The following is a 12,445-nucleotide window of genomic DNA, read 5'->3' as shown; positions in this document are numbered from 1 at the left end:
GTCGCCGATAACTACTGAGCGGGCTGAGTCGCGATCGGGTCATTGGCAGATGAAGTGGTTGCCGAAGCCGGTGTAGCTTGCGCGGGTGCAGCAGGCCTGGCTGCCGGTGCGGTCACAGTCGGGCGCGGAGCCGATTGAGTTGCCACAGGCGGCGTGACGACCTGAGCACTTGGCCGCGGCAATTCAGTAAGCGATGGCGCTGCCGCTGACGTGGCGGCTCCCCCCGTAGCCGGTGCCGTAGCCGCCGGCAAATTAGAGGCATCCAGATTAATATTGCCCTCACCCACCTGGTCGATGACCGAAGTGCCACGCTGCGTCATGTTGCCCACAATCGTCAGACCAATCGAATTGGCAAAAAACAGGATCGCCAGAATAGAGGTCGCCCGTGTCAGGAAGTTACCGGCACCACGTGCCGACATAAACCCGGATGGACTTCCGCCCATTCCCAAGGCTCCGCCTTCTGAACGCTGAATCAGAACCAAACCGACCAGTGCGAGACAGATGATGATCTGAACGGTAAGCAAAATACCAAAAAGCATGAGTTTATCTTAATCCCTAGGCGCCGCCCGCAGCACATGTGAGCGCGCAATCCTGCGCCCATTAGCACCGCCGCGGGAATTTTTCCAGAGCGGAAACAGGCCTGACAACAGTTTTATGACCCTGAGGCTGCGATTAAGGGGCCGCGCGAATAATCTTCAGGAAGTCTTTGGCTTTAAGAGAGGCGCCACCAACAAGGGCTCCGCCCACGCCATCCAATTTGAGAACGTCGACAGCATTGTCGGGTTTAACTGAGCCACCGTAAAGCAAATGTGGTTTAAAATCAGTACCAAAGCGCTCTGAAATAACGCGCCTTATTAAGGAAAACGCATCCACAATCTGATCATCAGTAGCAATCATACCTGTGCCGATTGCCCATACCGGCTCATACGCTACGTGGAAAGCCTTGCCCATAAGGTCATCCGGTAAACTATCGCGCAACTGCTTGGACAAGACAGCGTGTGTCAGCCCTTCTTTGCGCTGCTCTAGTGTTTCTCCAATGCAAATGATCGGCTCAAGTCCAGCGTTCAGAGCTGCGCAAACTTTCAGCGCTACAGTTTCGCAAGGTTCTTTGTGGCCGTGACGTCGTTCAGAATGACCAAGTATTACCATTCTGGCGCCAGCATCATAAAGCTGGTGCGCGGACACATCACCAGTATAGGCACCATAGTCTTCATAATGACAGTCTTGTCCACCCAAGACTACACGGCTGTCATGGCCCAAAATCTGAGAAATAGGATGTATTAAAGTGTATGGTGGAAATATAGCAATTCTGACAGCGTTGTCACAACTACCCTCGGCAACGGCGCGGACTTCGTCAATCGATGACAGGAGCCCATTCATCTTCCAGTTACCGGCAATCAAAGTTTGCGAGGTCATGAAATATCTTTAAATTAGCAGGTGCAGCAATTAAAGGCCAAAAGGCTTAAAAACAGGCAAACAAATAAATTCCTATTGTTACAAATCAAATCGCGCGGTCGCTTTTGGGGCTATTGGCAAAAACTGTCTTGAATCCGCCGCACTTCCTCCTTTATATCACGGCCACTACGTTTCCCGATATGGAATAGCGTGACATACGCTTTTGGACATATCGCACATTTTTTAAGGTCGCTGTTTTTATGATCAACGGGTTTCGCGCTTTCACCAAGACCTGGACGTTTAAGATTCTCATGGGAATTTTAGCGCTAAGCTTTGTTGTCGTTGGCGGTAGCCAGCTTGATGTTTTATCTGCAGCCAGCGGGAACAGCGTGATTAAGGCCGGTGCCCGCGAGGTCAGCGCGCAGGATTACACTCAGGCTTTTGACAACTATAAAAAGAATGTCCAGCAGGAATCCGGTCAGACCATCACTAACGAAGATGCTGTAAACCAGGGACTTCACGTTCGTCTGCTTGAAGAAATGGCCAGCATGGAATCGCTGTCGTCATATCTTGAAAAGTCAGGCATCAAGCCATCGGCCAAGATGGTCGTTGATCAACTTCGCAAATACCCGATGTTTTTCGATTCCATCACCAACCGCTTTGATGAAGATAAGTATACCCAGTTTTTGGGTCAGCAAGGGCTGACGAATACAAAATTCGAGCAGTTAATTCGTGATGACATTGCCGCTAATCATTTTGGAAATGCTGCAGCGGCCGGGATGAAGCTGCCACGTGTGTATGGTGCCCTGGCGGCAGCCTATGGCATGGAAAACCGTGATGTCAGCCTGTTTATTCTGTCGCCAGCCAATGTCGAACAGCCCGCACAACCTAACGACGCACAACTCACCGCATTTTATAATGAAAACAAAGAACGTTTGCGTCGGCCTGAATTCCGTCAGTTTTCACTGGTTACCTTTGCGCCAAAAGACTTGATGGCATCAATAGCTGTTGATGAGGCTGAATTGAAAAAGCGTTATGAGTTCAAGCGCGATACGATGTCGCAAGCTGAAACCCGTACGCTTATTCAGATTTCAGCTAAGGATGCAAAGTCAGCGTCTGCGGCCGAAGCCGCTCTCAAAGCTGGCCAGTCGCCCGAAGTGGCAGCTAAGGCATCAGGCGGGCAAGTGCTTGTCTATGACAATAAACCCAAGACGGCGATTCCAGACAAAAAGATTGCCGATGCGGCTTTTGCTTTGGCGCAAGGTGCCGTATCCGCTCCTATCCAGGGGGATCTGGGTTTTGCGATTTTAAAAGTTACAGGCATTACCGCAGGTTCAGTCCCAAGCTTTGATGCCGTGAAAGCCCAGCTTACCGAAGAATATCGTCAGGAAAAGGCTACAGAAGTCGTTTACGAGCGCGTCGAAGCGTTTGAAAAGGCGCGCGCGGCAGGTGACAGCATCGAAGCAGCCGCGAAAAAACTGAACCTCAACATCGCCGACTTGCCGCCTATGACGGCCGAAGGTCAGGCGATTAATGGCCAGAATTATGCGCAGTTTGCTCAGGTCATCAAAGTTGCCTTCGACCAGCCAAAGGGTGGTGAGTCTGAGGTTCAGGAACTGGGTAATGGTGAATATTTCGCTGTACGTGTAAACGAAATCGCTCCATCCGAAGTCCCAACGCTTGATCAGGTAAAGCCGCAAATGGTTCAGGCCTACATGCAGCAAAAAATGATGGATGCCGTCCGTATAAAGGCCGATTCCGTTACTGAACGCCTGCGTAAAGGTGAGAATTTCAACACGGTTGCCGAATCAGTCAAGGCTCCGGTTGAGGCTGTCAAAGGACTTGACCGCCAGACGGGGCAGCAAAAGGTCGGACCTCAAATTGCCGCCCGTGTGTTTTCAGCCAAAAAAGGTGAAACCTTTAGCGCTCAGGCGAGTGAATACGCCTATGTTATAGGTCGGGTCGATACAATTACGGCCCCGGAAGCCAGCTTGGCCAATGTCAACTCGGTTCTGGCGCAACGTGGCCTGACACAAGCCACGTTCCGGGACGTAGAGGACATGTCACGCACATCTACCCGTACGCTTTTGAAAACAAAAACCTATCCGCAAACCGCCATCCGCGCGCTGGGGGTTACGCCTCCCGCTAAAACGGATGCGACGCCGGCTACGCCTGAAAAGAAATAAGATGAGTGCCTTAAGCCATGAAGCGGCCTTCCGCGAGGATTATGAAGCCGGACAGCCGCACGTCGTTTGCCGCCGTCTGGTTGATGATCTGGAAACACCGGTCTCTGCCTACCTGAAGCTGGCCAAGGATCGCAATTTTGCATTCCTGTTCGAGTCGGTCGAGGGGGGGGCGCTGAAAGGCCGCTACTCCATAATAACGCTTAAGCCTGATCTGGTGTGGCGCTGCTTTGGCGATAAGGCCGAACTGGCTGTGGGTGATGCCATTGCCAAAGGTGAATATACGGCAGAATCTTCACCAACACTTGAGTCACTTCGGGCTTTAGTTCGAGCCAATCGCATGGATATTCCGGCAGATTTACCGCCGATGGTTTCTGGCCTTTTCGGCGTGTTCGGATACGACCTCATTCGCCTTATGGAGCCTTTAGGGCTATCCAATCCTGATCCGTTAGGATTACCTGATGCTGTTGTCGTGCGTCCTTCGGTAATTTGCGTATTCGATAATGTGTCGAACGAAATCCTGATTGCCAGCCCGGTCTGGCCGGATGGCAGAGCTTCTGCTGAAGCATATAATGATGCGGTTGCAAGGATTGATCAGGTCGAAACTGATCTGCGGGTCGCCCTCCCCAGTCGCGACGAACCGCAAACGCGCGTTCAACCAGCTCTAACTTCACCTACGAGTCCGCAGAAATACTGTGACATGGTCGAGCGTTCAAAAGACTATATCGGTGCCGGCGATATATTTCAGGTGGTTCCAAGTCACAGGTTTGAGGCGCCGTTTGAGGTTGATCCGTTTGCTTTTTACAGATCATTGCGCCGTCAAAATCCTTCGCCATATCTGTTCTATCTCGATTTTGGCAATTTCCAGATGGCGGGCTCCAGCCCTGAAATACTGGTGCGTATCCGCGATGGAAAACTGACTATACGCCCGATTGCCGGAACTCGGCCACGGGGGAAAACCGTTCAGGAAGACAAGGCATTAGAACAAGAACTTCTGGCTGATCCTAAAGAGATTGCTGAGCATCTTATGCTGCTTGATCTGGGCCGGAATGATGTGGGGCGTGTTGCCAAACCCGCAACCGTCCGTGTCACGGAGCGCTTCTCGATCGAACGCTATAGCCACGTTATGCACATTGTATCCAATGTGGAAGGCGATACACCTGCCGATCTTGATCCGGTAGATGCGCTTTTGGCAGCGCTTCCGGCGGGCACCTTGTCCGGTGCGCCCAAGGTTCGGGCTATGGAAATTATCGACGAGTTGGAAGATGTTAAGCGCGGTGTCGCCTATGCCGGTGGCGTAGGTTACATCTCAAGTTCCGGTTCAACCGATATCTGTATTGTACTGCGTACCGCCTTGTTTAAAGACAATAAGGTCTATGTCCAGGCAGGCGCTGGCGTTGTGGCCGACAGCGTACCGATGAACGAGTATAATGAGACGGTACATAAGGCCGGGGCGCTTATCCGTGCCGCTGCTGAAGCCTGGCATTACGTCTGATCAGGCCGTTATTTGGTATCTGCATGTGCCGACAGCTCATCCTCACTCAAGGGGACAGCTTCATTAATACCGTCGGTTGGCAAAGGCGTAGCGGATAATTCGAACGTCTCTGACGGCACCTGCACCATCATGGCATTGGCTGAAACTGCCGATTTCTTAATAACAGGGGCGATGTTGGCTTTTTGAATTGTCGGAGCCTCCTCCCACCCCGGCCCCATAACTATCGCAAACACCAGCATGAGCGCAGTCGCGGCAAAGGCTACCGAAGTTAGCAGGGCTTCCCTTAATGAGGCTTCATGTTTGGCCATAGGTATCAATAACTTACGCGCCTTATCAAGGCGTGGATCACGTTGATCTATAGCGGTGTGGTTTTCTGGCATAGGTCGTCCGAATCGTAAGTTATATGTGGCCATTTAAACATGAAATAACCGTACTGTATCGGTTATCACTTGGCGTGAGCGTGCTTACATCCTATGTAGATTACGCTTTACGGAGACCGCGATGATCCTGGTTATCGATAATTATGACAGCTTCACTTACAACCTTGTCCATTATCTGGCTGAACTTGGGGCAGAGACGAAGGTATTCCGCAATGACGCTTTAAGCGTTCAGGACGCACTGGCTATGGGCGCAAAGGCGATTTTACTGTCGCCTGGCCCATGCGCGCCGGATCAGGCAGGTATTTGCCTGCCGCTTTTGCGTGCAGCGCCCGAAGATCTGCCTATACTCGGCGTATGTCTGGGCCATCAGGCTATTGGTCAGGCTTTTGGCGGTGACGTAATCCGTGCCAAAACTCTGATGCACGGAAAAACCAGCCAAATTCATCATAATAATATCGGTCTTTTCAAAGACCTGCCTAATCCTTTTACCGCAACACGTTATCATTCTCTGGCCATCAAACAGGAGACCCTGCCCCAGGATCTCGAGGTTACAGCCTGGACCGAAGATGGTGAAATCATGGGGGTTCAACACAAAACGCGCCCTATTCATGGCGTGCAGTTTCATCCGGAATCGATCGCGACCGAAGGTGGGCATCAAATTCTGGCGAATTTCTTAGACATGGCCGGAATACCGAGTAGCAATCTATATGTCTGATTCGTTTAAACCCCTGCTGTCAAAACTGGCCGATGGTGCCACATTGTCCGAAGATGATGCGGAATCTTTTTTTGCGGCATGTCTACGTGGAGAGCCAACGCCGGCTCAGATTGCAGCGGCCGTAACTGCCATTCGTCTGCGCGGTGAAACGGTTAGCGAAATCACAGCCTGCGCGCGCGCCATGCGCGCGGCCGCCAAACGGTTAGATCATAATTATGATGTTATCGACGTTTGCGGTACGGGTGGCGATGGTCTGCATACGCTTAATATTTCGACCGCCACTGGCTTTGTCGCAGCGGGTGGCGGCCTTAAAGTCGCCAAACACGGCAACCGTGCCGTCACCTCCAAGTCCGGCACAGCCGATGTACTGGCAGCCTTGGGTGTCAATATTGACGCCACAATTGAGCAGCAAAAAAAAGCGCTCGATGAGGCTGGCATTTGCTTTTTATTTGCGCCCGCCCATCATGGAGCGATGAAACATGTTGCCCCGGTACGGCAACAACTCGGTTTTCGGACGATTTTCAATCTGTTAGGCCCGCTTACCAATCCCGCGGGAGCCAAACGTCAGGTGGTAGGCGTTCCCTCTCCCCGGTTTGTGGAACCCATTGCGCGCGCCTTGGGTATGTTAGGTGCAGAAAAAGCCTGGTCGGTGCACGGTGCCGGTCTTGATGAACTGACCACAACCGGCGAAACCGAAGTCGCGGAATGGCGTGACGGTCAGGTTCGCTTATTTACCATCACACCCGAAGCCGTGGGACTACCGCGCGCAGCTTTGTCAGACATCACTGGCGGAACACCAGACGTGAATGCTGCGGCTCTGTCTGATTTGCTGAACGGCGCCAAGGGAGCCTACCGCGATATCGTATGTCTTAATGCTGCCGCAGCATTTTTAGTCGCCGATAGTGTGGAAACCCTTCGTGAAGGCGTCGATCTTGCTGCGGCTGTTATAGACAGCGGCAAAGCCAGGAAAGCTCTCGACACACTGGTGGCAGTAACGAACGAGACTAATTCATGAGCGATATTTTAGAAAAAATTGCCACCTATAAACGTGAAGAGGTGTCACATCGCCGCAAAGCGTTATCAATTGCAGACTTGGAAGCTCGCATTCAGAAGGCTGGCTCTCCAAGAGGTTTCGCGAAAGCTCTGAAATCCGATAAGCGCCCCGGATCGTTGAGCCTGATTGCTGAAATCAAGAAGGCTAGCCCTTCTAAAGGCTTGATACGTGAAGATTTTAACCCAGCAGAACTTGCGTGGGCCTATGCCGAAGGCGGCGCGTCCTGCCTGTCAATTTTGACGGATGAGCCCAGTTTCATGGGTCACGAATCGCATTTTATAGCCGCGCGGGACGCGGTTAAACTTCCCTGTATTCGCAAAGAATTTCTGGTCGATGTCTGGCAGGTTGCTGAATCACGCAGTTATGGAGCTGATGCTATTTTGGTCATCATGGCGATGGTGGATGACGCCTTGGCCACAGATTTGGTTGCGTCCGCACATCACTACGGCATGGATGCTTTGATTGAGGTTCATGACGCCATCGAAATGGATCGTGCTTTAAAACTTAAATCTAATCTTATTGGCATAAATAACAGAAATTTAAGAACTTTTGAGGTCGATATATCAACAACCGAAGTTCTGTCAGAAATGGTCAGTGCGGAGCATATACTTGTGGCAGAGAGCGGCATATTTACCGTCGAGGATGTAAGCCGTCTTGAAACCACGGGCGCCTGTGCAATGCTGGTGGGTGAAAGCCTTATGCGACAGTCCAACGTGACCTCGGCCGCTAAAAAACTTCTGTCGTTAGCTTGACATTAACCTAGAACACTTACAGAACATCTGATATGAGTTCATGACTTGTTCACGCCATGCCCGCTGGGGGATTGGGTGATATCAAATGCACAGGTGTTTAAAATGTTGACGACTAAACAGCGCGAACTTTTGATGTTCATTCATGAGCGTATCAAGGAAAGCGGTGTTTCGCCTTCTTTCGATGAAATGAAAGAGGCGTTAGATCTGGCCTCTAAATCAGGCATTCATCGGCTTATTACAGCCCTTGAGGAACGTGGCTTTATCCGCCGCCTGGCTCACCGGGCACGCGCTCTTGAAGTTATCAAATTACCAGATCAGGCGACAACCGCAGCCCCGCCTAAAGGGCGTCAACACTTTGTACCTCAGGTGGTCGAAGGTTCTAAACTTGCGCCCTCAACAGTTAAGCCTTTGATTGAAGATGGCCGCGAATTGCCTTTGCTCGGTAAGATTGCCGCCGGTGTCCCTATTGAGGCGATTGGACAGGAACGTGATCGCATGCGCATACCCGAAGCCATGCTTGGGGCCGGAGAACATTACCTTCTTGAGATTGAGGGCGATTCAATGATCAATGCCGGCATTCTTGATGGCGACTATGTGATCATTAAAAAGACGGATACCGCACAGTCGGGAGAGATTGTGGTTGCCCTTGTTGATGGGGATACAGCAACGTTGAAGCGTCTGCGCAAGAAAGGCGCTTCAATTGCTCTGGAGGCTGCAAATCCGACCCACAAAACCCGCATATACAATGCTGATGAGGTTGCCGTTCAGGGGCGTCTGGTGGGTCTTATGCGTAAATACCATTAGCGCACCCACGCGCGCTCCCCGCGTGCAGGTTCGGATGCGTGAATTATCCATAGGTTGTCGCGGCGTCTAAGCTCGAGCGCCCCTAAATGTTCAAGATCGTCTTTGTCTATGCGGTTCGTTTTTTCACACGCCTTTGGCCATTGATCGATATTTGCCCGTAAAATGACCAATTCACTCTGTTCGCATAACTGGCTTAAGGCTTCTGTCTTCGGCATTTTATTGCCAAACCAAAACCCGATTCTGTATTTGGCTTCCTGATTTGGCGTGCACATAAGGCCTTTGCACACATAATCATGTGATAGGCCCATACTGCGGTCATCGTTCAATCCATAGTGCCTTAGCCATTGCTCGTATCCATATTGTTTGACTTTGGGGCGCATCACATAGGATGCGCCATCATAGCTTATGGCCGCGTTGGCGCCTTGTGAATCGACCCACACATCAGGAGGTGTGACACGTGGCCAGATAATTATACTGACAGCGGCGATCATTCCGATCCATCGGGTCGTCCCGCGGATCAAACATAGCCATAAAACACCCGCGAATGAAATCAGCAGGACATAGTCTGGGGCACTTGGCAAAATTCTTACAGCCCCCTCCAGAGAGGCTGTCCAGGCCGCGATTTTATCTGTGAGCCACAGTCCTGCCCCCGCCAAATACATAAAAGGTGTGCTTAAGGGGGTGGCCTGTAACGCGGTGCCAATTGCCAGCGCGGGCATGAGTAAGAAACTTGAAATTGGAGACGATAAAAGATTAGAAATCAGCCCATAAACGCTGATACGGTTGAAATAGTGTAACGAAAAGGGCGTGGTGGCCAGTCCTGCCACTAGAGACGCCATAAGCGATAGCCATATGGCCCGTCCTGCGGCTTGAATGGTGCTTATAAACCACGGAACGCCGATCTCACGCACAACCGGCTTAACGCTTTCCGCCAGCGCTAACAAAGCCGCCGTTGCCGCAAAAGACATTTGAAATCCGGGCTCGATAACCGCTTCAGGCATAAGCATGAGCACGATTAACGCCGCTACCGCCAATGCCCGCAGGCTCAAAGCGCGCCGGTCAATAAGAATGGCCGCAAAGGCAATGGTCGCCACAATGGCGGCCCGAATAGCGGGGGCAGGCCCTCCTGAGATGCACAGGTAAGCCAAAACACCAGCAATAGCCGCCACTGCTGCCCATTTTTTGATTGGGTAGTTTAGCGCCAGAATCGGAAACAATGCCAACAGTGCCCGACTGGCAAAGAATATAAATCCACCCACAATTGCCATGTGAAGGCCGGATATGGATAGTATATGCGCCAACCCGGAATCGCGCATGTCTTGTATCATTTGGGGTGTCAGATAGGCCTGATGCCCGGTCACCAGGGCCGCGGCGAACCCTCCTAAAGCCCGACCGTTTGGGAGTTTAGGTTCCAAGCTGTCGACGAGATTTTGCGTAATTGACCAGCGGAGAGCATTTATATCCATAATGCGCTGCAAACGCCGTGGTGGTTGTGCGCTGTCCATGAGGCGCAATTTTCCAGGAACAAATCCCACAGCCCCTAAACCATCAAACCAGGCCGCACGCGAAAAATCATACCCTCCCGGCATGAATGGCCGTGATGGAGGATTTAGTATCATAAAACCACTGATCATCTGCCCCGGTTTCAGAGCTATATCTCTGGGCCAGTTCCGCAAGGTGACACGTACCCGTATCGGGGTTTCGTTAGCGGCTGCATTTTCGATTTTAACGGGTGCCAGTAAGAGTCTTGGTGATTCCGCGTCGCTGGAAACAATATCAACGATGTAAGCCTGAACGCGGTATTGTGTCCTTGACGCGTCTGTTACAGGCGCGGCCACCCTTTCCGCACGTAGTTTACATAACGAAATACCTGAGATGAAGATTGCAAAAATGATTGTAAAATAAAATACATATTTCGGAAAATTAAAGCGATGGATTGCCAAACAAAGCCCTGATGTTGCGCCTAAGCTCAACAACAGCCATATCCAGGATGGCTCAAAATTCAGATGAAGATAGGCTGCACACCCGCTCCCCATAATGACCGGAATCCAGAGAAAAGCCCTGCCTTTTTGCAAAGATAAGGTGCCGGATATCCAGGATCTAAGGCTTTCGCCCGCATCTGATTTCAGCCAAAGCCGCAGCCGATCCAAATAAATGAGCATTTTGGCTATAGCCGGCCTCAAAAGGTATGGTGATGGCTTATAAGGTGTTTATAAGGACGCACATCATTTCGTACAGTTCAAGTTGCAAGATCATGCCTGATACAAAAACCTCTGTCGTTACGCGTTTTGCCCCCTCGCCTACGGGATATTTGCATATAGGTGGCGCCCGTACAGCCTTGTTTAACTGGCTTTATGCCAAGGCAACAGGTGGTCGTTTTCTGATTCGCATCGAGGATACGGATAAGGAACGCTCTACGCAGGCGGCTGTTGATGCGATATTTAAAGGCCTTGAATGGCTTGGTCTCACAACCGATGAAGACATTGTCTTTCAGTCAGGCCGAGAACAGCGCCACAAAGATGTGGTTCAGGCTTTGTTTGAGGCAGGTCATGCCTATGCCTGCTTTATGACACCGGAAGAAACTGAAGCGGCCCGTGAAACCGCCCGCGCCGCAGGTCATGCGTTGCGCTCGCCTTGGCGTGATCAAATCCCAACGACCGACCAACTGGCGGCACCGCACGTGATCCGCTTCAAAGGGCCGCTGGATGAACCGCTCATTATTAATGATGCTGTCCAGGGGCAGGTCAAATTTAATACCAAAGATATGGATGACCTGATTCTTCTGCGCTCAGATGGAACGCCAACGTACAATCTGGCCGTAGTCGTTGATGATCATGATATGGGCATCACTCACGTCATTCGCGGTGATGATCACCTCAATAACGCGGCCCGGCAGTCCCTGATTTATATGGCAGCCGGGTGGAACCTGCCAACCTTCGCTCACATCCCGCTCATTCATGGGCCAGATGGGGCAAAGCTCAGCAAGCGTCACGGCGCGCAGGCCGTTGGTGATTATCAGGATATGGGATACCTGCCCGAAGCCATGCGCAACTATCTGGCACGCCTAGGATGGTCGCATGGCGATGATGAGATTTTTGATGACCAACAGATGATTGAGTGGTTCGACATCAAAGATATCAATAAGGCCCCTGCCCGGCTGGATTTCGATAAACTCAATCACGTCAATGCTCACTGGATCAGACAGTGCGCCCCTGAGCGCCTTACATCGCTTGTAGAGGATGATCTTAACCGCCGTGAAATAGCTATTGATACCGCTCAGGCTGAAATCCTTGAACGCACCCTGCCCCTGATCGTGGAGCGCGCGCTTAAAATTACTGATTTTGCCGATCTTCTGGCTTTCGCTTTAGCGAAGCGCCCCCTTCAGATAGATGAAAAAACGAAAAAACTTTTGACCGAAGAAACAATTGGTCGCCTTTGCCGTCTTCACGAAAACTTGTTGCCATTAAGTGACTGGTCGACCGGTTCCCTTGAGGTAACTTTGAAAAATTTCGTTGAAAATGAAGGGGTTGGGTTTGGAAAGATTGGCCCGGCCCTTCGGGGTATACTGTCTGGCGGGCATCCGGCACCTGATATTTCACGCATTTTAGCGGCTCTTGGCAAAAGTGAGAGCCTTGATCGCCTAAAGGATGGTCTTTCCAAATAGATC

Annotated in this window: 11 protein-coding genes; 7 read left to right on the top strand and 4 right to left on the bottom strand. The window is 51.3% G+C overall.

The window, feature by feature from the left end; translation table 11 throughout:
- Positions 1-11: 11 nt before the first annotated feature.
- Together secG and tpiA are read right to left on the bottom strand one after the other, a co-directional pair.
- Positions 12-539, bottom strand: coding sequence for a preprotein translocase subunit SecG (gene secG / locus PQU98_RS01550; protein WP_272743122.1), 528 nt, complete (start codon positions 537-539; stop codon positions 12-14).
- A gap of 133 nt (positions 540-672) precedes the next feature.
- Positions 673-1,416 carry a triose-phosphate isomerase gene (gene tpiA / locus PQU98_RS01545; RefSeq protein WP_272743121.1) on the bottom strand — a complete coding sequence of 248 codons (744 nt, stop codon included), beginning with the start codon at positions 1,414-1,416 and terminating at the stop codon, positions 673-675.
- A gap of 239 nt (positions 1,417-1,655) precedes the next feature.
- Between tpiA and PQU98_RS01540 the strand changes: the two genes are divergently transcribed.
- Positions 1,656-3,581 carry a peptidyl-prolyl cis-trans isomerase gene (locus PQU98_RS01540; protein ID WP_272743120.1) on the top strand — a complete coding sequence of 642 codons (1,926 nt, stop codon included), beginning with the start codon at positions 1,656-1,658 and terminating at the stop codon, positions 3,579-3,581.
- A 1-nt stretch (position 3,582) separates the two neighbouring features.
- Positions 3,583-5,073: an anthranilate synthase component I gene (trpE, locus tag PQU98_RS01535; protein WP_272743119.1), complete on the top strand. Its 1,491-nt coding sequence runs from the start codon at positions 3,583-3,585 to the stop codon at positions 5,071-5,073.
- Between the two features lie 8 nt (positions 5,074-5,081).
- Here the strand turns inward: trpE and PQU98_RS01530 are convergent, their stop codons facing one another.
- Entirely contained in the window at positions 5,082-5,453 is a 372-nt protein-coding gene (locus PQU98_RS01530; protein ID WP_272743118.1) for a hypothetical protein, read from the bottom strand.
- 121 nt (positions 5,454-5,574) lie between these two features.
- Between PQU98_RS01530 and PQU98_RS01525 the strand changes: the two genes are divergently transcribed.
- The 4 genes from PQU98_RS01525 (at position 5,575) to lexA (ending at position 8,778) form a co-directional block, all read left to right on the top strand.
- Positions 5,575-6,168, top strand: coding sequence for an anthranilate synthase component II (locus PQU98_RS01525; protein ID WP_272743117.1), 594 nt, complete (start codon positions 5,575-5,577; stop codon positions 6,166-6,168).
- Entirely contained in the window at positions 6,161-7,183 is a 1,023-nt protein-coding gene (trpD, locus tag PQU98_RS01520; RefSeq protein WP_272743116.1) for an anthranilate phosphoribosyltransferase, read from the top strand. Before PQU98_RS01525 ends, trpD begins: the two co-directional genes overlap by 8 nt.
- Entirely contained in the window at positions 7,180-7,974 is a 795-nt protein-coding gene (trpC, locus tag PQU98_RS01515) for an indole-3-glycerol phosphate synthase TrpC (protein ID WP_272743115.1), read from the top strand. The genes trpD and trpC overlap by 4 nt, the downstream gene beginning before the upstream one ends.
- Positions 7,975-8,076: 102 nt before the next feature.
- A complete protein-coding gene (gene lexA / locus PQU98_RS01510; protein WP_272744469.1) occupies positions 8,077-8,778 on the top strand; it encodes a transcriptional repressor LexA in 702 nt (233 codons plus the stop codon).
- On the opposite strand, the gene PQU98_RS01505 is transcribed toward lexA, so the two are convergent.
- A complete protein-coding gene (locus tag PQU98_RS01505; protein WP_272743114.1) occupies positions 8,775-10,940 on the bottom strand; it encodes a ComEC/Rec2 family competence protein in 2,166 nt (721 codons plus the stop codon). The two genes, lexA and PQU98_RS01505, sit on opposite strands and share 4 nt — an antisense overlap.
- An 89-nt stretch (positions 10,941-11,029) precedes the next feature.
- Here PQU98_RS01505 and gltX point away from each other — a divergent pair, with 89 nt between their 5' ends.
- Positions 11,030-12,442, top strand: coding sequence for a glutamate--tRNA ligase (gltX, locus tag PQU98_RS01500; protein ID WP_438263865.1), 1,413 nt, complete (start codon positions 11,030-11,032; stop codon positions 12,440-12,442).
- Positions 12,443-12,445 lie beyond the last annotated feature (3 nt).

It is taken from the genome of Asticcacaulis machinosus, assembly GCF_028550435.1.
GTDB lineage: Bacteria > Pseudomonadota > Alphaproteobacteria > Caulobacterales > Caulobacteraceae > Asticcacaulis > Asticcacaulis machinosus.
The sequence above is the reverse complement of the archived record's forward strand: the minus strand, read 5'-3'. Positions and strand labels throughout refer to the sequence as shown.

Coding starts and splice junctions, on each gene's coding strand:
- secG (WP_272743122.1), bottom strand. CDS start 539: ATGCTTTTTGGTATTTTGCTTACCGTTCAGATCATCATCTGTCTCGCA.
- tpiA (WP_272743121.1), bottom strand. CDS start 1,416: ATGACCTCGCAAACTTTGATTGCCGGTAACTGGAAGATGAATGGGCTC.
- PQU98_RS01540 (WP_272743120.1), top strand. CDS start 1,656: ATGATCAACGGGTTTCGCGCTTTCACCAAGACCTGGACGTTTAAGATT.
- trpE (WP_272743119.1), top strand. CDS start 3,583: ATGAGTGCCTTAAGCCATGAAGCGGCCTTCCGCGAGGATTATGAAGCC.
- PQU98_RS01530 (WP_272743118.1), bottom strand. CDS start 5,453: ATGCCAGAAAACCACACCGCTATAGATCAACGTGATCCACGCCTTGAT.
- PQU98_RS01525 (WP_272743117.1), top strand. CDS start 5,575: ATGATCCTGGTTATCGATAATTATGACAGCTTCACTTACAACCTTGTC.
- trpD (WP_272743116.1), top strand. CDS start 6,161: ATGTCTGATTCGTTTAAACCCCTGCTGTCAAAACTGGCCGATGGTGCC.
- trpC (WP_272743115.1), top strand. CDS start 7,180: ATGAGCGATATTTTAGAAAAAATTGCCACCTATAAACGTGAAGAGGTG.
- lexA (WP_272744469.1), top strand. CDS start 8,077: ATGTTGACGACTAAACAGCGCGAACTTTTGATGTTCATTCATGAGCGT.
- PQU98_RS01505 (WP_272743114.1), bottom strand. CDS start 10,940: ATGCTCATTTATTTGGATCGGCTGCGGCTTTGGCTGAAATCAGATGCG.